This is a genomic window from Desulfobacter sp. (assembly GCA_028768525.1).
Taxonomy (GTDB): domain Bacteria; phylum Desulfobacterota; class Desulfobacteria; order Desulfobacterales; family Desulfobacteraceae; genus Desulfobacter.
The window spans coordinates 3,337,381-3,359,357 of the sequence record CP054837.1; the positions used below are offsets into that span (position 1 = coordinate 3,337,381).

A 21,977-nucleotide genomic window follows, 5' to 3' on the forward strand; every position below is an offset into this window, starting at 1 on the left:
GAGAATCTATGACCACGGAGAGTTCTGCGAGATGCGTTAAAAGATGGGGCCCTGTCGTTTTATTGCTGGCTGTTTCGCTTTTGGCCCCGGGCTGCATGGGGGCCTGGCAAAAAAAGGCGGACAAGGGTGTCCACACACCAGAAGCCGTCCGCAAATCCCCGGAAGTGTGGGATACCAGTCAACTTGAACCCGATCATACCGCCCTGGCCCGTGATCTGGTCGGCAAGGGGTTCTATGATGTGGCCTTGGTACAGCTCAAAACGGCCGTGGAAAAAGGGGCGTCCGGTGTAGAGACCTTTAACCTGGCCGGGGTCTGTACAAGGGAAACCGGAGAGAGTGCCCAAAGCCTGGCCTATTTTAAGCGTGCCCTGGCCCTGGAACCGGACAACGCTTCAGTCAATAATAATATCGCCATCCTTTACACCCTCATGGATAAAACCAAGGATGCCCGGAGACACTTCAGCCGTGCCGTGGCCCTGGATCCGGCCCGCGGGGATTATTTTAACAACTTTGGTTATTTCCTTATGGCGCATGGGGACAATACCGGAGCCGAGGCCCTGTTCCGTCAGGCCCTTGCCCTGGCGCCTTCCAACGAAACCGCCGTGAATAACCTGGCCATCTGCCTGGGCCGTCAGGATAAGGACAGCCAAGCATTGACGCTGCTCATGGACCACCAGCCGGCGGAACAGGCATTTTACAACATGGGGTGTATCTACAGGGAGGGAAATGACCCCGTCCGGGCCCGGGCCATGTTTGAATTGTCCAGAAAGAATGCGCCGGATCAGAAAATCAAAAGCCAGAAGGTCTTTGACCGCCAGGTGATGAATCCCAACGCCCCGGCTGATTCTGCCCCGGCAGAGGGCATGGCCGGGGATGTGGCCCACACCATTTATACCAAGAAATACCTGCCCGGCATGAAGGCGGACAATGCCCTTAAAAGCAAAGACTAACAGGCGGGCTGTGGAAATTATCGCCTCGGAGAAAGGCGGCTTTGCCGTGGTCATGGCGATTTCCCTGGTGATTCTGGTTTCGGTGCTGGCCTTTGTACTGGATGTGGGGTATTTTACCCGGACCGCAGGGCGCTACCAGGCCTGTGCAGATGCCGCTGCCCGGGCCGGTGCGGAAAATCTGTGCTGCGGCAGAATCGAAGAACGGGCAACAACAGTTGCCCTGGCCGCCAATGTACTCCTGCCAGAAGACGCCCTGACCATCACCGCGGGGTTTTATGATGCCTATGGGCTGTACGAGGATTTTGATACCTATAGGAATTTCGCTCCGGCAGAGAGCGACGATTTTCCCGAAGAGGAATATCCCAATGCCGTGATGGTGGCCATTGAAAATTCTGTGGACAGCCTAACCGGGCTGAATGCGGCCAAAACCGTTAAAGCCCGGTCCGTGGCCTACTTGCCGGGGGTGGACATGGTGTCGGGCAAATCATTTTTCAGTAAATACGGCGGCGGGAATATCGCCTTTCATCAAGGCCGTATTTATTCGGCAAAAACCGGCCGGCTTTACGGGACGGAGGCCGATGACAACATTCTCATCGGGGCAAAGGACGGTGTTAAGATCTACAGAAAAAATTATCTGGGATGGGATGAGTTCCGGAATCGCCCTGTTTATAGTGGATCCACCGTAAGGCTGCCGGATGAAATGCCGGCGTCGGGGCTGATAGAACGCTATTTTCCGGCAGAAGAGGGGCGGGATCTGCTTGGGGACTATGTGGGAAAAATGAAGCAAAGGGCCGATGTGGTCTACACCACCGGAGACCAGTCCCCGGCCACTCCCTTTTATGGGGCCTGTGAAAATGACGCGGGCACTGAGCTTTATTGTTTTTTTGACCTGACCGGGGAACGGGAGGCCCATGAAATCATCTATTTCGATGTGCCTGAAGATGATACCCGACAGGTGATTGCCTTCATCACGGCCACACCCTGCTACAGCGACAAATTATCAAGGAGCTCCACCTCATTGAATTCACCCATGCCGCCGGGGGACTGTTCTGTTTCAGATAAAACGCCCTTTGGAAAAACCGTGGAAAATGTGACCTTTGTTTCCAATGCCTCCATTTACATCCCCCGGCAGGACGCTCCCGGCATTTCACTGGGAGGAAGGGACGGGGGGCAGGTAAATTTTGTTTCCGGAGAGGATATTTTTTTCAGTTCCCGCTTCAACGATCTGAATGGTGTGGCGTTTTTCAGCCGGAGTTTTTATTTTTCCTTTGGCGGAAAAAGTGATGGAACCGTCGACGGTAATTACCATCCCCCGGCACGGAATTACATGCGGGCGGTGACCAGTGACGGGTCCATTATTTTCGGCCGCTATGACACCGGCACCGGCTTTGATGCCTATGATTTTTACCTGAAATTCGGCCCGCCCTGTCCCAGGGTTTTCCCCGTGGCTATGGGCCGCCTGGACTGAAGACCTTATTTTATTTTCATCCGGACGGGTATCTTCAGGATCAGATTTCCGGCCTTGCCTGCCAGGGAAAGGGCAAGCGTTGTCTCAACGGTGCCGGATGCGCCTGGAACAAGATGCGGCCTGGCGGTGAGAATGACGATTCCCGGTTTCAGCGTCCTGGTTTCCGTTTCAATGACCGGTTTTTCCGCAGCCACCGAAGCAACTTTAAATGGGGTGCCGTCATGGGATCTGATGGTCAGGCGTTTTGCCTTGGGCGCGGCTGGACTGATTTTTCCAAATGACAATTCCCGGGGAATCGCCTGATAGGGATCAAGGATTCTGGAAAATACCGGGACGGTGAGTTTCGGCTGCTTTTTAAGGCCTGTTTTAAAGGTTACCCGCCCCCTTTCGGAGCCGGGCCGTAGGGCCTTATTTTTGAAAATTACCTCCCATCGGGTTTTATCCCTGTTTTCATTTAAATGGAATCCCACCTGATCCGATAGCCGGGCTTCCAATAAAGACAACTCAATCCGGCGGCGGTCCGGCGTGCTGATCTCCACGGTTCGTTCCATGGGCCTGTCCCTGAGGCCGTTAAAGAAGACCCGTCCCGGTTTGACTGAGATCCGTTCCAGGATGTCAGCCCCGACTTCCAGCAGGGTGACGGGAAGTCGGGGGTCATTGGTGTTAATACGGATTTTTCGGACAACGGCCCCGGACCACCCCTCAGTGTTGAATACGGCCCTGACCCTGCCGGTTTTTCCGGGCAGGATGGTCCTGTCCGCATTGGTGGCCGTGCAACTGCAGTCGCTGGTGACGGAGGTAAGAATCAAGGGGGCGCCCCCTTGGTTTTCAAGGGTAAAGTCGTGGATCAGCTTCACCCCCTCAACCAGGGTGCCGCCATGGAAAGAACTGTCTTTGACAAAAAGCTTGGGGCCCTGGTGCCCGCCTGTATTCTCCGCCGGGTGGGTTGGTGCCGCCCAGAGACCGGCAGTCCAGCAGATCAGAAAACATAGTGAAGTCAAAATGGTTGTTATAATGTGCTTCATGGCACCCGGGGCCTCAGTTTCTGTTGACATAAAAAGGGCACCTCTATCCCGAAAAAATTTGAAACAGAGATGCCCCTTGCCATGGTTTAATCTTTTAACAGCCTTGTATTATGCCCTTTTGCGCCTGATGCCTGCAAGACCTAAAAGGCCGGTGCCCAGAAGCCATACGGCTGAAGGAACGGGTACTGGGGATGCTGAGCTTACATCCAATAAGAAAGCATCGCAATATTGCTTGGTACTGTTGGGAAACATGGAATCTTCAAAATCAAAATTGAAATCCGTTTCACCGTTTGCGACTGCTGCATCGTTTCGAACATTAAAGGTAAATGTACCTATGTCGTAGATATCGGCTTCAAGTGTTGTCGGGGGCATACCCATGAAAAGGCCCATTGTAACATTGTTGATTGTTCCATTACTCTCATCATAATTAAACGGTCCGAACAATGATGAATAAAGGCCATTTGGCGGTGTCAGGACGAGAGAGTCAAATATCAATTCAGTATTATCATATTCAAATTCAAAATTGTATCCGCCTGCGACGGTAAGGGGGGCATCTGTTTCCATTTTAAGGGTAAACGTCAGGTTTTCATTTCCAAGGGCATAATCTGATGTAATGTAAAATGATAGCGCGGCCAATGCATTGCCGGAAAAAGACAATACCATTGTAAGCATAATAGCTGTAAATAGAGCTTTTGTTTTCATTATTAATTTCCTTCCATGTTGTAATAAGGTGCAACTTTTCCGTATAGCCCAAAAAATACGTTGTAGTCATCCATATTTACAATGCCATCTCCGTTCATGTCGGAGTCTGCATTATTCGTCCCATAGGTCCCATAGAACACATTGTAATCATCCATATTCACAATACCGTCATTGTTGTAATCCGCATCAATGACATTGCCGTAACCGTCCCCGTCGGAGTCAATATTGGCCTGGTCATAGGTCCCGGGGGAATGGTCTTCACAGTCGGGGACGCCGTCGCCGTCCTGATCCCTGGTGTCGTTTAACTTATATGTGGTCAGCTTTGCGACTATTCCGTCTTCCCAGTTGTCGGAGTGGGAGCCGGGGGTGCATGCCCCCGCCTGGGTGGGGTTCCAGGATACTGAAATGCCGCCGTCAAAGGCAATGATGCCCGTGGCGGTATCGTTCTGGCAGGGGTCTGGTGCGAACTGCCGGTATTCATCCCCTTTTTCTTCGTTGACCGGGGCGGCCAGGCCGGGGACTTCGGCCGCCACCCGCTCAATGACCTTATGATTGATCACTGCGGCATATCCGTTTTCCGAGGGGCCGCCCACACCGAATGCGTCGCCGCCGCCCACACAGAGGTTGCCGTCAATATCAAATCCGAGATAGGCAGAACTGAGGGCATTGGCAGCCACAATCCGATCCTGGTCATCGTAATTGCCGCCGATCATGCTTCCGCCGTTCCACCATTCCACGTTTTTCCAGAGTTTTATTTCACCTGTTCGATTGACCGGAGTGGTTTTGTAACCAATACCTGTCACAAGGTTGTAATTGTTATCCACGGCAATACTTGCGGATGATCCGGGAATATTTTTCAACAATCCGGTAACGGTGCCGGTCTGGGTGTTCAGGGCGGTGACCCCGCTTCCATGATCCGGGCCGGGCCATTTTCCGCCGTTGATGACAAGGTGTTTGTTGTCCGGGGCCCAAGCGGCGTCATAATAATTTTCGTCAAATGCGGCGACCCCTGTGGCCAGTTCATAGTATTGGGTTTCGTCATCATCTGGGTCTTCCCATCTCACGGTGATCAGGGGGGCAGCGGATACATTTTCGCAGATGGAACTGGGCATGACCAGAAGCGGTTTGCCGTATCCGATGCCCAAGGCGATCTTGGTTCCGTCCGGGGATACCTTGATGAAAGCGGGATCCATGGAATAGCCCGGATCCATTTCATTGGCAATGGAACCGATCTCGGTCCAGGATTCCGGATCGCCGGCGCTCTGCATGTACACCTTTGCGCCTGTGGCCGCAATCATTCTGCCTTTATAGGGGCCGGAGCGGAAATAATCCACAGCGGTAAACCAGCTGGCATGCAGGGCGTCCCCGCCGGCTTCAATTAAATTTGTCGTCGTTATATTCGCCGTTCCCTGGTTGCCGTATAGGAAGAAATCTTCAGCGGCAAAGGAAGGGACGGCGATGAATAATAGGGCGACAATCAGCGCAATGGTGCGTCCCATCGGGCGCACTATCTTTTTTTTCATAACGCCTCCTTATTTGGTTGTATGAATCGGCAGCCCGGTGTTCCGGAGCCGCCATTTTTAATTATTAAAATTTTCCGGCCGATAGGTCTCTTTGGCCCATGGCCGTCCTCCCACCCATTGGAGGACGGTGATTTCATCCTCTGGCTGGGCCGCATTCACCCGGTAAAGATCTGCCACCTGGGCCATGACTTCTTTCATTTCCCCTGCACTTTCCGGTTTAATCCGGATCCAGATTTCATTTTCAGGCGGACCGAAAAATTCCGGGTTTTCCATTGCCTTAAATGGGTTGTGGGTCTGGACGGTGTATATGGGGAAGGTTTCCATGGCTTCGGCTTCAAATATCTGGTTAAGCTGCCATTCAATTTCAAGGGATTCATCAGGCGCTTCCCGGGCCGGAGCCTTTCCTGATGTCCCGGTTGCCTGTTCCAGCACGATGATGCGTTTACTATCCCTTTGTTTTTGAGGGGGGGGCGGTGGAAGTATTTCGGCTTTTAGTAATGGTCCCGCAGCCTCCCTATTGTCTGGCTGGTCCGGAACAGGCTGGGCAGCAGCCTGGAGGGCGATGGAAGAGGGCATGGGTTTAGGGGGGATTTTGAATATGATAAAAGCGGAGCCGCCCAAGACGGCGGCGGCAATTGTTGTTACTAGTAGTTTTCTATTCATCTGTATATTATTCCTTATACGCCATTATGGCTATTGTCATACGCTATTCTAAACTTATTTGCTGGTACTAATTTGCTGAATATCGGTAGTTTTTTGCGGTTTCGCCTCTATTTTTTTTGGGAGATTGCAGAGATGGAAATGTAAAAAAACAGTAGACAAAAAAATACTCTATTTTCGCTAAAAAGTACTGAATTTGAGCAAAAACGTTATAGCCTGAAAAAATAAAACCGCATACCATACCCTGGTAATGAAAATGCCACACCCGTCGTGAGGCGGGGCCGGAAAGCCACGGGTCTCAGGGGGAGACAGCCGGGTTGCCATAAAGGTATCCCGGCTATTGTGATTGGATGAAGAAAAACGGGCCGGGACCAGTAACCCAAGTAAATCAGAAAGGAAGAAACATGAAGCGGTTTAAAGGAATTCTCCCCATTGCAGCGACGATTGCGGCCTTGTTTTTCACGGTGTCCTGGGCCCAGGCCAGCCCCTTTGCCACTGAACTCGTGGACCATTCCGCCAGCCTTGACGGTTCCGGAGCCTATAACGATCCCAATGACCTGCTGGGCAAGCCGGCTGAGTATTGTGCCGGCTGGCCTTCAGGTAACGATCATATCAGTATTGTTGAGCCGTCTTGGGGAAATGGATTTATCACCACGTTTAATGAGGGCGACTGGGCCACTATCAAGTTTGACCACAGGGTTGAGGATGATCCCGATAATCCCTATGGACTTGACTTTATCGTCTACGGCAATTCATTTTTTTCAGGCAATGGATTCGTAAGCGATACCACAGATCATAATACCTATACTTTGGGCGGCGGTTTATTCTCTGAGGATATCACCATATCCGTCAGCCAGAACGGTACGGACTGGTACAAATACGAAAACGGTCCTACCGGAGACGGCCTTTACCCCACCAATCCATGGATCTGGAGCGCCGAACTCTTTGCAGAAACCGGCAACGGCTGGACAGATCAGCAAAATGATTTTACCAAGCCGGTGGATCCCAGTTTGACCGCTGCCGATTTTGCCGGAACAAGTGCCGATGCCATGGCGCTGTATGACGGATCTGCAGGCGGTACAGGATTTGATCTTGCAGAATCAGGGATGGAGTGGATTCAGTATATTAAAATCGAAGGCGCCGGCGGTGAGATCGACGCCGTAGCCGATGTCGCTGCTGCTGCGCCGGTGCCGGTTCCCGGTGCGTTCTGGCTGCTGGGCTCCGGTCTGCTCGGTCTGGCCGGATTTAGGCGTAAAATAGGCTAAAAAAACAGTGTCACCCCAAAAGGCCGCCGGAATGAATTCTCCGGCGGCCTTTTTTGTCATCAGGCGCAGTGGTTACCTACCCTTCCATTGTTTTTTTCCTGAAGGACGATGGACTCTCCCCCTGGTACCGTTTGAATATCCGGGCAAAATAGGACACATCGTTGAAGCCAACGGAATAACAGGTCTGGGAAATGTTCATATCCTGCAGTCCCAGAAGCTTTTTGGCCGCCTCCATTCGGTTGATATTCAAATAGTCCTTGAAGGAGTGGCCGGTTTCCTTTTTAAACATCCGGCTGAAATAGAACCGGCTCAGGCCGGCTTTCCTCGCCACATCATCCAGGGTCAGGGGATTCATATAATGGGTGTCGATGAATGCGACGGCCTTGTCAAACCGGCTGGTTTTTGCCGTGGGCGGTACGATGGTGCCGGTATCGGCGGGCATGGCCGGAAGGTGAAAAAAACGTTTCATGGTTTCGAAGAGTATCCCCTCAAGATAGGTCTTAAACTCGGGAATCTTTGTCACCAGTTCGATTAGCCGATGTGAATCAATGACGTAGCAGTCAAGGGTTTCAAGGCTCAATGCGTCGCAAAGGGCCAGGCCGTTGTCAAAGAAAAGCTCCAGGCCGAAAAAATCCCCTTTTCCCATGAGGCCTTTTCGGTAGGCCTCACCCTTTAATGAGGTGCCCAGCAGGTTCAGTGACCCTTTGCAGATATAGCCGACCTGGGAAATTCGGTGGTCTTTTTCAAGAACAAGGGTGTATGCGGGGAATTGTGTCAGTGTGAACTCGGATTCAATAAGTTTTTCAAAACTGTTGCTTTTTGTCCCGAAATGATTCGGGGAGGCGAAGATTGGACGCTGACGGTCCATTGTTGAGAGATATGTTTCCATGGTTTCTCCAAAAAAAACAAAATCCAGACAAATCAAATTGCCCGGATTCCCGTTTTTTCCTCATGGCGTTCAACAGCCCCTTCCCTAGGACTGCCAAATTCATACAGGCTGGTCTTCTGACTTCCGGATCACTTTACTTGCTGCGCCTTCCCGTCCTGCGACAGTGACATCATTGCAGCGTTCATCCCCGGTTACAGCGGCGGGTCCGTCATTGACTTTCACAATGTTCCCATTATCCCCGGTTAAGGGGTACCTGTAATCCGATACTAGTTGGTCTGAAATTAGAATGTGGCATTTTCAAAGTCAAGCGGCTTTGTAAATTTCACGGTGTTTTTTGGCATTTAAAACAAAATTCAGATCATTTAATCACATGGGGCGCAAAAAAATCCTGTCTTTGGCAAAAAAGTCCGTATGCATTACAGGCTTGATCTGCGGGTGAACCGGAATACTTAAATCTGTCAGAAGTTGCAGGAAAGGGATAATTTTTTAACGAATATAAGGCTGCCGGAAGGGTTGCCTGCGGGCAGCCTTATATTCTGAAATGCACAAAGGGTATGGATATACTCAGGCTCTAATTTCTTCTTTTCAGCCCGGCAAGGCCGATAATCCCTGAACCCAGCAGCCAGAACGCTGCAGGGACAGGCACCGGTGCAGGTGTAATGGAGGGTGCACCGCCTCCTCCACCATAAAAAGAAAACCCCCAACCATCAACATCACCGTCTGAAAGTGTTCTTCCTGACATGCCGGTCCCTGAATACCCCCAGTCTGTTCCATCTGCTAACCAGTAGCTCCAATAACCATTCTGATACCACCCTTCGGTATACAGATCATCTGGGTCCGTGGCTGATGAACCGTCAGCTGTGGAGTACCCGGCCTGTGTGATTCCGTTGGTGAATAAAGAGCCGTCGCTGATGCCAAATCCGTCACTGTCTACATCATATCCCAGGCCGAACACAGCAATGCCGTATTGGGTTGGGCCGGAAACCTTTGCGTAAAGATTGGAATCATTGTTAACAATGGCCATAAGCATATCTTCGCCGCTGGCCTCCCCGTCCCACCGGTAACCCCAGACCATGGGGCCGGCATTGTCATCGTCATGCCAGTCGATGACAAAGGCTGCCTCATTGGCGCCTGTTCCAACCCAATAGTCGATGTCGTCAAAAGAAAAGCTCCCCATGGCCGCCTGGGCGGAAACAGCAGAGAACAGAATCCCAATAAAAAGAATACCGGTCAATTGAATCCATTTGGACGTTTTCATCTTTTCTCCTTATCTGATTAAAAAACGATACCGGTATCGTTGCCGATGCGAAAATATGCCTGGCAGAAGATGCCGGATTACTTTTTGCAACCCGGCTGTCTTGCTGCAAGACCCGTGGCTTTCCGGCCCCGCCTCACGGCGGGTGTGGCTTAGATTTCCATATATACACCCGCATGGGAGGCGTTTCTCCGAAATTATTGCTTTTTTTCGATAGATTATTGCCTTTGTTGGAGACTATTTTGCGGTGAAATGAAATACCCTACCGCATGAATGGTAAAGGATGATAAGGATTCAATTGACTAAACAGCCCAGATTTCATAAACAAAGGATAATTAAAACGTCCACAGCAGAATTATACAAACGGTTTTAAGTTGAAACCACTGAAAGAGGGGCATCATGACATATTCCCTGGCCGGTGAAAAAACGATCGCCATGAGTATTGCCCAGGAGATCCTCAGCACCAGCGTGGATATTCCTGCCATCCCCGAAAATGTCCAGCAGATTTTCAAGATGGTGCGCCAGCCCGAAGAGAAAATCGACATTCCTGAATTCGCCCATCTTGTGGAGTCGGATCCCGGTCTTTTCACGCGGATTCTGCAACTGGCCAACTCACCCTATTATAAGGGTGTGGATAAAATCGTCACCCTCAGGGCCGCCATTACCCGCATCGGTTTAAAAGAAACCGTCAATACGGTATGCCTGGGGTTTTTTCAGAAAATGCTGCCCAGGTTTCCGGATATTGAAGGGTTCTCCTACAGCGATTTCTGGGCTTTTTCCTGGGCCTGTGCAACGGCCAACCGCCGGCTGGGCCACCCCGCCCTGGGCATGGACGTGCTGCCCGGGGACCTGTATATGGCGGGAATGCTTCAGGGCCTGGGCAAATTGCTCATGGCCATCCATTTTCCCGAGCAGTTTACCGCCTGCATTGCAAAGGCCAGGGAGGTGGAATGCCCCCTCCATGAAGTGGAACGGGACATCTTCGGCACAACGGACGGGCTGGTGGCCGCCAGGGTGCTGAAAACCTGGCAGATGCCTGCCAATATCTGCGAAGGGGTGGGGTTTTACCAGGCACCGGAACTGGCCCAGCCGGAATATATCCTGGTGGCCGGGCTTACCCAGTATGCCTTTTCAGTGGCCGGCACAGCAGGTATCGGCAAAAGCGGCGACGGCATCCAGCTGGAACTGCCCCAGACCTTCCTGGGCCAGAAGCCCGGCCTGGAAGTGGCCAAGCCCGAAGTCCAGGCCGCCCTGGTGGATGAAATTGCCACTGAACTGCAGAAAAAGGCCGGATCCATGTTTCCCAATTCCGAAAGCGGGAACGGCAACACAGGGGGGAAAGCGCAGCCTGGGCCGGGTAAGAAACCTGCAAAGAAAAGGATAAGTGCCCAGCCGGCCCCTAAAAAGAAAAAAGGGGTTATGGGCTGGGTGAAATCCATTCTGAAATAACACAGCCGCCGCCCCGTTCACGGGGCGGCGGCTGTGCCGTGTTAAATCTTAATTTAATTATACTGGGCCCGGATATCCTTTTTGGAGATCTTGCCCACTGAGGTTTTTGGGATTTCGGCATCCAGGACCACCTTTGAGGGCACCCCGTATTTGGGAATCTGGCCCTTGTCCACGAATGTCATGCAGAAATCCTGGATATCCTTTTCCGTGACCTTGTCCTGGAATCCGTCCCTGAGGACCACCATGGCCATGGGGCGTTCCCCCCATTTTTCGTCGCTGATGCCGACCACTGCGACTTCGGTGACCGCTTCGTGCTGGGAGATGATATCTTCCAGTTCCAGGGAGGAGACCCATTCCCCGCCGGTCTTGATGACGTCCTTGAGACGGTCGGTGATCTTGAGGTAGCCTTCGCTGTCGATGACGCCGATGTCACCGGTGTGGAGCCAGCCGTTGGCCCAGAGTTCCGCGCTTTTTTCCTCATCCTTGATATAGCCCTGGGTGAGCCAGGGGCTGCGGACCACCACCTCGCCTGCGGTCTCTCCGTCGTGGGCGACTGGGGCGCCGTTCATGTCAACAATTTCCAGGTTGACGTTGGGCACGGGGAGCCCTGTTTTGCAGCGGATTTCCACCTGTTCGTCTTCGCTTTTTTCCATGAGGTGGGGTTTGATCATGGCCACGGTGAGCAGCGGGCAGGTTTCGGACATGCCGTAGGCGCTGTAAAGGTTGATCCCGTGTTTCAGGGCTTCCCGGCAGAGGCCCTGGGGCAGGGCGGAACCGCCGATGATCACCTTCCAGCGGCTCAGGTCCACCTTTTTGATGGCTGGACTTGTGACCAGCATGTTGATGATGGTGGGCACGCAGTGGGAGAAGGTGACCTTTTCCGTGAGTATGAGCTTGAGGAGCATTTCAGGCTCGTACCGGCCCGGGTAGATCTGTTTGGTGCCCAGCATGGTCATCAGGTAGGGGATGCCCCAGGCATGGACGTGGAACATGGGGGTCATGGGCATGTAGACATCGCCGGAATCCACCCTGGCCTGGGCCTGGTAGGCGCAGAGGCCGGACATGAGGCCGTAGGTGTGCAGCACCAGCTGGCGGTGGCTGAAAAAGACCCCCTTGGGGAGCCCTGTGGTGCCGGTGGTGTAGAAGGTGGTGGCCATGGTGTTTTCATCGAAATCGGGAAACTCATATTCGGGCAGGGCATCGGAGATCAGGGCCTCGTATTCCCCGGCAAATTCCAGGTTGGACTGGGGCAGGTCTTTTTTGTCCGTGAGCAGGATGACTTTTTTAACGGTTTCAAACCGGTCTTTTACCGATTCCAGCAGGGGGAGGAAGTCTTCGTTGACCAGGATGACATCGTCTTCCGCATGGTTGATGGTATAGATGAGCTGTTCCGGGGTCAGGCGGATATTGATGGTGTGGAGCACCGCCCCCATCATGGGCACGGCAAAGAAGCATTCCAGGTAGCGGTGGGAGTCCCAGTCCATGACGGCCACGGTGTCGCCGGGTTTCACGCCCATCCCCTTGAGCATGTTGGCCAGTTGTTTTACCCGTTGTCCTAAGGTTTTATAGTCGTAGCGCATCTGATCGCGGTAGACGATTTCCTGATCCGGGGAATAGATCAGGGGGGTGTTCAGGATGTTTTTAATGAGCAGGGGATAATGGTAGGCATCGGGGCAGGGATTGATGAGTCTGGTTTCCATGGGACCTCCTTGTTGGGGTTTGGGTTTATACCGTCATAGGACATCCTGGGGAAGAAAAAAATAGGGCCGCAGCCCAAAAGCAAGTGTGTGATATCCTGAAATTCCTGTAGGTTGAAATCCTACAGAGATATCGTTGCCCTGGGGAAAAATTTTTAGGAAGAGGAAAATGCCGGCCCGGTTTTATTCAGTGGAGACGCAGAATTTGATTGTAATTTAATCCCAGGCGATGTTTAATCCCAGCCGGGTTAGCTTTTCTATTTAGGACGCTTATGGTTAGGACGCGTATGGTCATTTATCCGAACCCGCAACGCCTGGAGTTTGTATCATGATATGTCCTTATTGCAGGCGGGAACAGGAAGACTCATTTATCTGCAAGGACTGCGGTATTGATATTAATGGATACCTGAAAACCCACCCTGAACGCGAGGCTGATTTTTACCAGTCGCTGGGCGCTAAAACCAGGGTTCCGGCGTTTCCCCTTAAATCCATTGTTAACATAATACTCCTGGCCGGCGTTGTATTTTTTATTCTGGGCTTTTTTCTCAAGGACAGGCTGCCGGAGGTGTCGCAGATCCTGCCTGCAACCCTTCAGGATCCGGTACAGATTGAGACCGATTCCCCGCCTTTTGAGAAACAGGTGGATGGCATCACTTACACCATTACCCCGCTTTACCGGTATGAGCTGAATGGCATGGTCGTCAGTTACAACCATAGTGCTGCATTTTATGACTTTTATCACAAATGGTGGAATGATTTTATCAACATAAAGGATATCTGTGTGCTGTGGGGGGAAAATCTCAAATCAGATGTGTATCAGCACCTGGAATTTTCCAGCGGCAGCTTTACCTGCTATTACCGGTGGCCCAACCGGGAGATCGGCAAACGGTTTAACTGCGATTGTTTGTCAAACAATCATTTGCTGTCCGACACCCCCGCTGTCAATCAGGCCATCATGGGTGCCGGCATCGGAGATCAGATACACCTCAAGGGCTATCTGGTCCGCTATTCCCATGCAAACGGGACATTCAAAAGAAGCTCCAGCACCACCAGGACGGATAAGGGCAACGGGGCCTGCGAAACCATTTATGTTGAAGCCTTTAAAAATTTAAAGCCCGCCAATCCGTTCTGGAAAAAGGCATATCATTTCTCCGGATATGCCATCTTGATCTGCCTGGCATTGCTGGCCGCATTTTTCGTCAGGGAGATCCTTCCTCCCAGGCATGGGGCATGAAATGATATTTCCCCCGGCGCCCAGGCCTGGCCGGCGGGTTGATTACACCGGGCGCCCCTTGTAGCTGCCGGTTTCCACCCAGATCACGGCAAAGCGGACCAGTTCGGCGGCGTTTTCCAGGCAGAGCTTTTCCTTGATCCGTTCCCGGTAGGTGCCCACGGTTTTGATGGAGATGTTCAGCTGCACGGCGATCTGTTTGGAGGAGAGGCCCTGGCCGATGAGGCGGAAGATTTCCAGTTCCCGGTCCGATATCCGCTCCAGGGGGGAGGCGTGGGCCAGGTCCGGCTGCTTTCTGAAGACGTTGAGCAGGCGGCTCATGATGGCGGGGCTGACATGGATATGGCCGGCCATGATGTTCCGGATGGCCGTGACCACGGAATCCGAGGCCTCCTGCTTCATGATATAGCCCTTGGCCCCGGCCACAAGGCAGCGTTCGGCATGGAGGGCCTCGTCGTGCATGGAGAGGACCAGGGTGGCGCAATAGGAGTAGCTGTGGCGGATTTCCTTGACCAGGTCCATGCCGCTGCTGTTTTTCAGGGAGAGGTCCACAACGGCCAGGTGGGGGCGGCAGGCACGGACCAGGGCGAGGCCTGTGTCCACATCTTCAGCCTCCCCGCAGACCTGCATGTCCGGTTCATGGTCGATCATTTCCTTCATTCCCATTCTGAAAATGGGGTGGTCTTCCACGATGAGAATGTCCAGACAATCCGTTTCTTTCATTGCGCCTCCGATGTCTCCGGCAGCACCAGGGTGACCCGGGTGCCGGTGTGGGGTGATGCTGAAATATCCAGTCTGCCGTTGATGCGTCCGGCCCGGTAGGACATGATCCTTACCCCCAGGCCGGTGTGGACTGCTGTGGGATCATAGCCTTTTCCATTGTCCGTGACAACCAGTTTTACTGCCCGCCGGTCTTCCCTGGTTGAACGGGGGATGATACCGGACAGGGAAATTGTGATGGCCGTGCAGCCGGCATGCTTCACCGCATTGTGGACCGCCTCGTGGACAATATAATAGGCATGTGTGGCAATGTTGTTGTCTGAAAAGGGGCGGGACGGGCCCGGGGTGAAATTTTTAATATCCAGGGTGCAGGTGATCTTGAAAACATCCCTGACATATTGGGCCAGGTCCGCCAAGGACTGGTCGAATCCCCGGTCCTCAAGGTTGACCGGGGAGAGCCCCTTGGACAGGGTTCTGGTTTTTTCAATGGCATCCCGGATGAGGGCCCTGATTTTACCGGCACTGCCGGCTTCATCCGATGAACTCCCTGTTCCCCGCTCCAGGCGGCGGCGCAGCATCTTGGTCATGACCTCGATGCCGATGAGCTGGGGGCAGAGGTCGTCGTGGAGGGCCATGGCGATTTTCTGCCGTTCATTCTGGCTGACATCCAGGATTTCCCGCTCCAGGCGGCGGGATTCGGTGATGTCGGCCATGGCGCCGAGCATGCACGCTTCCCCCCAGAGATCCAGTTTTTCTCCGGAAACCAGCCCCCGGCGCCGGTCCCCCTCTGCGGTCAGAAAACGGATTTCCCTGTTCTGCACCGGCTTGCGGTCCCGGACATCCCTGAACAGGGCCCGGCCCTCTTCCCGGTGTGCAAAAAAGTGCAGCCCCAGCAGTTCCCGTCCGATGAGGTCCATGAGGCGGCGGCCGGTGATGGAAAGAAAGCTGTCGTTAACATTGATGAGCTTTCCGCTGTCCAGGCTGAGGATGAACATGCCAGATGGGCTGGACCTGAACGCCTTGGAAAACATCTCTTCGGAGAGGCGGAGGGCCAGTTCGTTCTGCTTGCGCTGGGCGATCTCCTCCCTCAGCGCTTTCCCTTTGGATTCCAGCCGGTCCATGAAGCGGTTGAAATAGCCGGCCAATTGTCCGATTTCGTCCCTGGACCGGACGGGCATCCGTACATTGAAATTCCCCGAGGCCCCCTGGTCGAACCGGGTCATCAGGGCCCGCAGGGGTTTGACCACCGAGGCGTTGATCCAGAGTGACACGGCAAAGACCATGAGGGCGATGAGCACGACAATGGCAGTGATCACGGATTTCACCGTTTCCAGGGGGGCGTAGATTTCATCCAGGTAGGTGGCGGAGGAGACGATCCAGTCGTATTCGGGGATATGGTTGAAAATCACCAGCTTTTCCCGGTCAACGGTTTCGCCGGGGTTTTTCCAGGTGTAGACAAATTGGCCCGTTTTCATTTCGCACATTTTGTGTACAAAAAATTTGCCGTCCCTGTCCCTGGCATTATAGTAGTTGCCCGAGATAAAGGGGTGGACGATGAGGTTGCCGCTGGTGTCGCAGATGTAGGCATACCCGCTTTTGCCGAATTTCATGTCCAGGATGCTTTCCTTGAAATCCTCGATTTTGATCAATTCCCTGAATTCTTCCCGGTAGGAGGAGGCGGCAATGATCCAGTCCCAGGGTTCAAAATAGGACATGTACATGGCCTTGGGCCTGAAGTCCTTGTCCTCCGGGTTTTTCCATTCGTATTCCAGGTAGCCGGTTTTTTTGGCGATCATTTGGTGGACAAAGGCGTGGTCGGTGAAATTTTTTCCGGCCACCCCCGGGTTGGGGTGTTCAACGGCAATGCCGTCGGAGCTGGCGCAGAAAATATATCCGGTTTTGCCGATGGTCTGGGAAAAGAGAATTTTCCGGCAGAGGGCCATGGCCTCTTCTTCGCTCCGTTCCCCCCGCTGGAATTCTTCGTAGAGGGCCCGGACGATATCCAGGTTTTTTTCCGCCACGGCCCGCAAATGGTTTTTTATGGAGGTGGCGGCCGCGGTTTTTACCATATTGCCGATGGCGGCGGTGGTATTGGTCAGCTCGCTTTCAATATGGGATTCAATGGTTTTTTCCACCTGGAATACAATCAGCGCCCCCCCTGCCAGAAGGGCCGCAAGAAACGCCAGGGTGTATCCCCCCAAAAGTTTTGACCGGATCCTCAGGTCCTTGAAAAACTGGAAAAAACGGTTCATGTACTGATCTATACGCCAGGGCGGGCGGCAATATCAAACGATTTTAGCATTCATCAGGCCAGGGTCCGGGTCTGGATAAAGGTCTCCTGGATGATAAAGGCGTCGATGCTGGCCCGGTGGCGGCTTTTGTCCAGGGCGTTTATGATTTTATCCTTGGTGCTATGCCAGATGTCCATCTGGGGTTCGCTGAGAATCCGTTCCAGGGGGCTGACGGTGAAGGATGGCCGCAGGCCGGCCTGGGCAAAAAGCCGGGTAATCCAGGGTTTGTCCACGGCCCACCCGTCGGTGTAAACGGTGAGCCCTTCCAGAAGGTTGTTCAGTTCAAGGGAGACCCGGGGCGGGGATTTGCCGTGGCGCAAAAGGATTTCCCGGGTGATGCGGTGGGTGTTTTCCGCCTCCTTGTCCCAGTGGGTCCACTGGGGCGGGGGATGGATCAGGCTGCAATAGCGTTTGTTTTCGTCCATGGCCACGCCGATTTCTATGGGGTATGAGAGACTGCCGAAGCCGGATGCCTCCACATCCACTATGAACGGCCTGAAGTTTTTATCCGGACTGATTCCCATGAAATTCACCGTTTTTATCTGTTTTTACAGGAAGGTTAAAATTTAAAGTAACTAATTTTAAACGGAAATGCAAATTTTAACCCGGTTGAAGCTGGGATAATGGCCCGGGGGCGATGCCTCCCGGGCCATTTTTTATTTAGATCATCTCAATGGCGCAGGCCATGGCTACGCCGCCGCCGCCGCAGAGGGTGGCAAGCCCCAGGCTGTCGCCCCGTTTTTTCATGGCGTACATCAGGGTGGTCATGATCCGGGCGCCGGTGGAGCCCACTGGATGCCCCAGGCCGATGCCGGAACCGTTGATGTTGGTGACTTCCCGGTTGAGGCCCAGCTCTTTTTCGCAGCCCAGGTACTGGGCGGCAAAGGCTTCGTTGACTTCGATGAGGTCGAAATCGTCAATGGCAAGGCCGGATCTCTCCATGAGGTTTTTCACGGCCGGTACCGGGGAGATGCCCATTACCGTCGGGTGGCAGGCGCCCATTCCCGTGGCCTTGATGCGGGCGATGGGGGTGAGGCCCAGTTCGTCGGCCTTGTCCGCAGACATGATCACCATGCCGGTGGCCCCGTCGTTGATGCCCGAGGCGTTGCCCGCCGTCACCTTTCCGGTTTTGGGAACAAAGGCGGCGGGCAGGGCGGCCAGTTTTTCCATGGTCATGCCGGGACGGAAATGCTCGTCCTTGTCAAAGATCAGGGGATCTTTTTTACGGCGGGGGACTTCCACGGGAACGATCTCATCGGCAAAGCTGCCGTCTGCCGTGGCCCGTTCCGCATTGTTGTGGGAGCGCAGGGCGATTTCATCCATCTCTTCCCTGGAAATGTTCAGGTGCTGGGCCACGAATTCCGCGGTATGGCCCATGATATAGGGCTTGCCCATGAAAAAGGAGGCCGGGGCCTGGGTGTGGTCCACGGGGGTGCTTTCGTCAAAGGGAAGAATGTAGGAGCCGCAGTGCAGGGCGTGGATCATGGCATCCACGAACTGGGCGTCCTGGAGGCGGCAGCCCCACCGGGCCTTGGGCGCGGTATAGGGAACGCCTGACATATGCTCCACGCCCCCGGCCAGGATGACGTCGGCCATGCCGGCCTGGATCATGGCCATGCCCGAAAGCACCGCTTCCATGCCGGAGATGCAGACCCGGTTGATGGTGGCGGCGGGAATGGTCTCCGGGATGCCGGCCATGAGCGCGGCCACCCGGGTGGTGTTGAGGGTGTCATGGTGCTCCACGCAGGTGCCGTAGCGGACATCGTCGATGATGCCCGGCTCAATGCCGGCCCGTTTGATGGCTTCTTTCATGGTGATGCTGGCCAGATAGGCGCCGTTGAGGTCTTTGAGGGTTCCGCCGAAGGCCCCGATGGCCGTGCGGCAGGCAGATACGATGACAACGTCTTTCATGGGTTCATCCTTCATTTTAAGTGTTGTTGAAAAACCGTTTCTATTTTGATGCAAATGCCTCTTCTTCAATTTCCATTACCACGCCATCGCCGGCCATGACCGCCTCGGCCTTGCCCAGGGTGGCGGGCAGGATTGATGCCGTAAAATACCGGGCCGAGGCCAGGATTCCCTTGTAGAAAGCCATGTCTTTTTTCTTGGGCTTGGCCGCCAGTTTTTCCGCGGCAATGGTGGCCCGCCAGACCAGCATCCAGGCCATGAGCACGTCCCCGGTGACACAGAGGAAGGGGTGGGCAAAGGCAAAGGCGTTCTCTATTTTTCCATCGCCCATGAGGCCGCCCAGTGATTTGGCGGTTTTCATCAGGGTGTTCAGGGCGGTTTCCAGGGCGGCGGCCTGGTCGCCTAAGCCCTCAACGGCTTTGGCTCCTTCAATGGTTTTTGAGACTTCAGCCAGCAGGTCAGTGAAGGCCTTGCCCTTGTTCAGGCCCAGTTTCCGGCCCAGAAGGTCCATGGCCTGGATCCCGTTGGTCCCTTCATAGATCTGGGTGATCTTGCAGTCCCGGAGGAGCTGCTCCTGGGGATATTCCTTGGTGAAGCCGTAGCCGCCGAAGATCTGGACCCCGTCGGAGCAGAGTTCAAAGGCCCGGTCGGTGATATAGCCCTTGGCCACGGGGATGAGCACATCGATGATGCCCTGGTACCTGGCCCGGTCCTCTTCGGTCTCGGCCACCTTGACCATGTCTTCCATATAGCCCACGTAGTACAGAAGGCTCCGCATGGCTTCGGTGTTGGCCTTCATGTTCAGCAGCATGCGGCGGATGTCCGGGTGCTGGATGATGGGGACCCCGGGTGAGCCCTTGGGGGCGGTGAGGCCCGCGCCCTGCACCCGTTCCTTGGCATAGTTCAGGGCGTTGAGATATGAGGCTGAGGCGCAGGCAAAACCCTGCATGCCCACGTGGAGCCGGGCTTCGTTCATCATGACGAACATGGCGCTCATCCCTTTGTTCTCCTGTCCCAGGAGGGTGCCGATGCATTTTCCCTTGCCCCCTAAGGCCATGGAGCAGGTGGGGCTGCCGTGGATGCCCATTTTTTCTTCAATGCCGGTACAGGCGATGTCGTTGGGCTCTCCCAAGGATCCGTCGTCGTTCACCCAGATTTTGGGCACCAGGAAAAGCGAGATGCCGGCGGTGCCGGCAGGCGCCCCTTCGATACGGGCCAGTACCGGATGGATGATATTCTCCACCAGGTCGTTTTCCCCCGAGGAGATAAAAATTTTATTGCCGGTGATGGAATAGGTACCGTCTCCGTTGGGCACGGCGCGGGTGGTCAGGGCCCCCACGTCGGAGCCGGCCTCGGGTTCGGTGAGGAGCATGCTGCCCCCCCAGACCCCGGTGTACATCTTTTTCAGGTAGAGTTCCTTTTGCCTGTCCGTGCCGAATTTTTCCACCAGCTTGCCGGCGCCGTGGGCCAGGATGTTGTGGAGCATAAAGGGGTAGTTGGCCCCGTTGAAATAATTGTTGGCGGCCAGGGCCACGGTGGCGGGCATGCCCTGTCCCCCCCATTCCGGATCGTCGCACATGGCGATCCATTCGCCCTCGGCAAAGAGTTCGTAGGCCCGGTGAAATACCTTGGGCACGGATACTTTTCCGTTGTCAAAGGTACAGCCCTCTTCGTCGGCCTCCTTGAGATGGGGAAGCAATTCCTTGAGGGCCAGGTTCCTGGCTTCGGATACCACCATGTCGATGGTCTTTTTATTGAAGTCTTCAAAGCGTTCGTACTTGCTTAATTCTTCCACCTTGAGCTGTTCATGGAGGACGAAATCCACGTCCCGCCGGTCTGCAACCTGTTGTGCCATGGTGTTCTCCTTATTTGGTGTAGTCGTAGAATCCCTTGCCGCTCTTTCTGCCCAGGTAGCCGGCCCGGACCATCTTTCTGAGCAGGGGGGCGGGCCGGTATTTGTCTTCGCCCAGTTCGGCGTGGAAGCCTTCCAGCACCCTCAGCATGGTGTCCAGCCCCACCATGTCGGCCAGGGCCAAAGGCCCGATGGGGTGGTTGGCGCCCAGGGTCATGGCGTTGTCGATATCTTCGGGGGAGGCAATGCCCTCGGCCAGGACGAAAATGGCCTCGTTGATCATGGGGCAGAGGATGCGGTTGACGGCAAAGCCCGGGGCCTCTTTGACCTCAATGGCGGTCTTGTTGATCTTGTCCACGAAATCCTGGGCAATGCCCAGGGTCTGGTCAGAGGTGGAGAATCCTTTGATCAGTTCCACCAGCTTCATCACGGGCACGGGGTTGAAAAAATGCATGCCGATGAATTTATCCGGCCGGCCCGTGGCCGAGGCCATTTCCGTGATGGAAAGCCCCGAGGTGTTGGAGGCGAACAGGGCCTCTTTTTTGCAGATGGTGTCCAGTTCCTTGAACACCTCTTTTTTGATATCCATGACTTCGATGATGGCCTCGATGACCAGGTCGGCGTCCTTGGCCGCCATGGTGAGGTCGGTGGTGCCGGTGATCCGGTCCATGATTTTGTCCGCATCGGCCTCGGCCAGTTTTCCCTTGGATACGGCCCGGTCCAGATTGGATTTGATGGTGGTGATCCCGTTTTCCACAAACCGGTCCTCCACATCCCTTAAAACGACCTCAAATCCTGCCTGGGCCGCGCACTGGGCAATGCCTGCCCCCATGATGCCTGCGCCGAGTACGGTGACGTTCTTCATTTCCATGTCTATCCTCCCTGTTGGTTATCTTTCTTACGATGCCTGTGAAACCAATAGCAATTTATCCGGCAGCAATTTATATGCCGGAATTCAAATGGCCCGGGAACAGTGGCTTTCAGCCGTTGGGGGAAAATATGGGGGCGGAAAATGGACGATTTCTGTACCATGGCAAAGTTTTTTCTGTCTCATTTTCCAGTTTACATATGAACTGTTCTATAGGATAGTAG

18 protein-coding genes and 3 riboswitches are annotated in these 21,977 nt (G+C 54.1%); of the genes, 5 read left to right on the forward strand and 13 right to left on the reverse strand.

Features of this window, described 5'->3' with window-relative positions; genetic code table 11:
* Positions 1-8 precede the first annotated feature (8 nt).
* Together HUN04_14880 and HUN04_14885 are read left to right on the forward strand one after the other, a co-directional pair.
* Positions 9-950: a tetratricopeptide repeat protein gene (locus HUN04_14880; GenBank protein WDP90909.1), complete on the forward strand. Its 942-nt coding sequence runs from the start codon at positions 9-11 to the stop codon at positions 948-950.
* A complete protein-coding gene (locus tag HUN04_14885) occupies positions 928-2,418 on the forward strand; it encodes a hypothetical protein (GenBank protein WDP90910.1) in 1,491 nt (496 codons plus the stop codon). Before HUN04_14880 ends, HUN04_14885 begins: the two co-directional genes overlap by 23 nt.
* Positions 2,419-2,423: 5 nt before the next feature.
* Here HUN04_14885 and HUN04_14890 read toward each other — a convergent pair whose 3' ends face one another.
* The 4 genes from HUN04_14890 to HUN04_14905 form a co-directional block, all read right to left on the reverse strand.
* Positions 2,424-3,473: a DUF1573 domain-containing protein gene (locus HUN04_14890; protein ID WDP90911.1), complete on the reverse strand. Its 1,050-nt coding sequence runs from the start codon at positions 3,471-3,473 to the stop codon at positions 2,424-2,426.
* A gap of 78 nt (positions 3,474-3,551) precedes the next feature.
* Complete coding sequence (locus HUN04_14895; protein WDP90912.1) at positions 3,552-4,145, reverse strand: VPLPA-CTERM sorting domain-containing protein; 594 nt, start codon at positions 4,143-4,145, stop codon at positions 3,552-3,554.
* 2 nt (positions 4,146-4,147) lie between these two features.
* A complete protein-coding gene (locus tag HUN04_14900; GenBank protein WDP90913.1) occupies positions 4,148-5,668 on the reverse strand; it encodes a hypothetical protein in 1,521 nt (506 codons plus the stop codon).
* A 57-nt stretch (positions 5,669-5,725) separates the two neighbouring features.
* Positions 5,726-6,331: a hypothetical protein gene (locus HUN04_14905; protein ID WDP90914.1), complete on the reverse strand. Its 606-nt coding sequence runs from the start codon at positions 6,329-6,331 to the stop codon at positions 5,726-5,728.
* Between the two features lie 245 nt (positions 6,332-6,576).
* Positions 6,577-6,653, forward strand: a riboswitch (cyclic di-GMP riboswitch).
* 79 nt (positions 6,654-6,732) lie between these two features.
* Here HUN04_14905 and HUN04_14910 point away from each other — a divergent pair.
* Entirely contained in the window at positions 6,733-7,593 is an 861-nt protein-coding gene (locus HUN04_14910) for a hypothetical protein (GenBank protein WDP90915.1), read from the forward strand.
* A 76-nt stretch (positions 7,594-7,669) separates the two neighbouring features.
* Here the strand turns inward: HUN04_14910 and HUN04_14915 are convergent, their stop codons facing one another.
* Both HUN04_14915 and HUN04_14920 read right to left on the reverse strand, forming a co-directional pair.
* Positions 7,670-8,482, reverse strand: a complete 813-nt coding sequence (locus HUN04_14915; GenBank protein ID WDP90916.1) for an AraC family transcriptional regulator — start codon at positions 8,480-8,482, stop codon at positions 7,670-7,672.
* An 88-nt stretch (positions 8,483-8,570) separates the two neighbouring features.
* A riboswitch (cobalamin riboswitch) is annotated at positions 8,571-8,754 on the reverse strand.
* Between the two features lie 299 nt (positions 8,755-9,053).
* A complete protein-coding gene (locus HUN04_14920) occupies positions 9,054-9,557 on the reverse strand; it encodes a VPLPA-CTERM sorting domain-containing protein (GenBank protein ID WDP93299.1) in 504 nt (167 codons plus the stop codon).
* Between the two features lie 265 nt (positions 9,558-9,822).
* Positions 9,823-9,899: riboswitch (cyclic di-GMP riboswitch) on the reverse strand.
* A gap of 237 nt (positions 9,900-10,136) precedes the next feature.
* Here HUN04_14920 and HUN04_14925 point away from each other — a divergent pair.
* Positions 10,137-11,186 carry an HDOD domain-containing protein gene (locus HUN04_14925; protein WDP90917.1) on the forward strand — a complete coding sequence of 350 codons (1,050 nt, stop codon included), beginning with the start codon at positions 10,137-10,139 and terminating at the stop codon, positions 11,184-11,186.
* 53 nt (positions 11,187-11,239) lie between these two features.
* Here HUN04_14925 and HUN04_14930 read toward each other — a convergent pair whose 3' ends face one another.
* On the reverse strand, positions 11,240-12,886 hold the full coding sequence (locus HUN04_14930; GenBank protein ID WDP90918.1) for a fatty acid--CoA ligase: 1,647 nt from the start codon (positions 12,884-12,886) through the stop codon (positions 11,240-11,242).
* Between the two features lie 325 nt (positions 12,887-13,211).
* On the opposite strand from HUN04_14930, the gene HUN04_14935 reads away from it, so the two are divergent.
* Positions 13,212-14,117 (forward strand): hypothetical protein, encoded by a 906-nt coding sequence (locus tag HUN04_14935; protein WDP90919.1) that lies wholly within the window; start codon positions 13,212-13,214, stop codon positions 14,115-14,117.
* A gap of 42 nt (positions 14,118-14,159) precedes the next feature.
* On the opposite strand, the gene HUN04_14940 is transcribed toward HUN04_14935, so the two are convergent.
* From HUN04_14940 to HUN04_14965, 6 genes are all read right to left on the reverse strand, one after another.
* Positions 14,160-14,837, reverse strand: coding sequence for a response regulator transcription factor (locus HUN04_14940; protein WDP90920.1), 678 nt, complete (start codon positions 14,835-14,837; stop codon positions 14,160-14,162).
* On the reverse strand, positions 14,834-17,086 hold the full coding sequence (locus tag HUN04_14945; protein ID WDP90921.1) for a cache domain-containing protein: 2,253 nt from the start codon (positions 17,084-17,086) through the stop codon (positions 14,834-14,836). Before HUN04_14945 ends, HUN04_14940 begins: the two co-directional genes overlap by 4 nt.
* 53 nt (positions 17,087-17,139) lie before the next feature.
* Positions 17,140-17,649 carry a hypothetical protein gene (locus tag HUN04_14950; protein ID WDP90922.1) on the reverse strand — a complete coding sequence of 170 codons (510 nt, stop codon included), beginning with the start codon at positions 17,647-17,649 and terminating at the stop codon, positions 17,140-17,142.
* 136 nt (positions 17,650-17,785) lie between these two features.
* Positions 17,786-19,036, reverse strand: a complete 1,251-nt coding sequence (locus HUN04_14955) for an acetyl-CoA C-acyltransferase (GenBank protein WDP90923.1) — start codon at positions 19,034-19,036, stop codon at positions 17,786-17,788.
* 40 nt (positions 19,037-19,076) lie between these two features.
* Positions 19,077-20,888 carry an acyl-CoA dehydrogenase gene (locus HUN04_14960; protein ID WDP90924.1) on the reverse strand — a complete coding sequence of 604 codons (1,812 nt, stop codon included), beginning with the start codon at positions 20,886-20,888 and terminating at the stop codon, positions 19,077-19,079.
* A 10-nt stretch (positions 20,889-20,898) separates the two neighbouring features.
* Positions 20,899-21,750 (reverse strand): 3-hydroxybutyryl-CoA dehydrogenase, encoded by an 852-nt coding sequence (locus tag HUN04_14965; protein ID WDP93300.1) that lies wholly within the window; start codon positions 21,748-21,750, stop codon positions 20,899-20,901.
* Positions 21,751-21,977 lie beyond the last annotated feature (227 nt).

Bases quoted from the DNA above. Each gene is read 5' to 3' on its own strand.
- HUN04_14880 (WDP90909.1), top strand. From the start codon at position 9: ATGACCACGGAGAGTTCTGCGAGATGCGTTAAAAGATGGGGCCCTGTC.
- HUN04_14925 (WDP90917.1), top strand. From the start codon at position 10,137: ATGACATATTCCCTGGCCGGTGAAAAAACGATCGCCATGAGTATTGCC.
- HUN04_14905 (WDP90914.1), bottom strand. From the start codon at position 6,331: ATGAATAGAAAACTACTAGTAACAACAATTGCCGCCGCCGTCTTGGGC.
- HUN04_14920 (WDP93299.1), bottom strand. From the start codon at position 9,557: ATGGTCTGGGGTTACCGGTGGGACGGGGAGGCCAGCGGCGAAGATATG.
- HUN04_14900 (WDP90913.1), bottom strand. From the start codon at position 5,668: ATGAAAAAAAAGATAGTGCGCCCGATGGGACGCACCATTGCGCTGATT.
- HUN04_14890 (WDP90911.1), bottom strand. From the start codon at position 3,473: ATGTCAACAGAAACTGAGGCCCCGGGTGCCATGAAGCACATTATAACA.
- HUN04_14960 (WDP90924.1), bottom strand. From the start codon at position 20,888: ATGGCACAACAGGTTGCAGACCGGCGGGACGTGGATTTCGTCCTCCAT.
- HUN04_14885 (WDP90910.1), top strand. From the start codon at position 928: ATGCCCTTAAAAGCAAAGACTAACAGGCGGGCTGTGGAAATTATCGCC.
- HUN04_14915 (WDP90916.1), bottom strand. From the start codon at position 8,482: ATGGAAACATATCTCTCAACAATGGACCGTCAGCGTCCAATCTTCGCC.
- HUN04_14935 (WDP90919.1), top strand. From the start codon at position 13,212: ATGATATGTCCTTATTGCAGGCGGGAACAGGAAGACTCATTTATCTGC.
- HUN04_14910 (WDP90915.1), top strand. From the start codon at position 6,733: ATGAAGCGGTTTAAAGGAATTCTCCCCATTGCAGCGACGATTGCGGCC.
- HUN04_14945 (WDP90921.1), bottom strand. From the start codon at position 17,086: ATGAACCGTTTTTTCCAGTTTTTCAAGGACCTGAGGATCCGGTCAAAA.
- HUN04_14950 (WDP90922.1), bottom strand. From the start codon at position 17,649: ATGGGAATCAGTCCGGATAAAAACTTCAGGCCGTTCATAGTGGATGTG.
- HUN04_14895 (WDP90912.1), bottom strand. From the start codon at position 4,145: ATGAAAACAAAAGCTCTATTTACAGCTATTATGCTTACAATGGTATTG.
- HUN04_14955 (WDP90923.1), bottom strand. From the start codon at position 19,036: ATGAAAGACGTTGTCATCGTATCTGCCTGCCGCACGGCCATCGGGGCC.
- HUN04_14965 (WDP93300.1), bottom strand. From the start codon at position 21,750: ATGAAGAACGTCACCGTACTCGGCGCAGGCATCATGGGGGCAGGCATT.
- HUN04_14940 (WDP90920.1), bottom strand. From the start codon at position 14,837: ATGAAAGAAACGGATTGTCTGGACATTCTCATCGTGGAAGACCACCCC.
- HUN04_14930 (WDP90918.1), bottom strand. From the start codon at position 12,886: ATGGAAACCAGACTCATCAATCCCTGCCCCGATGCCTACCATTATCCC.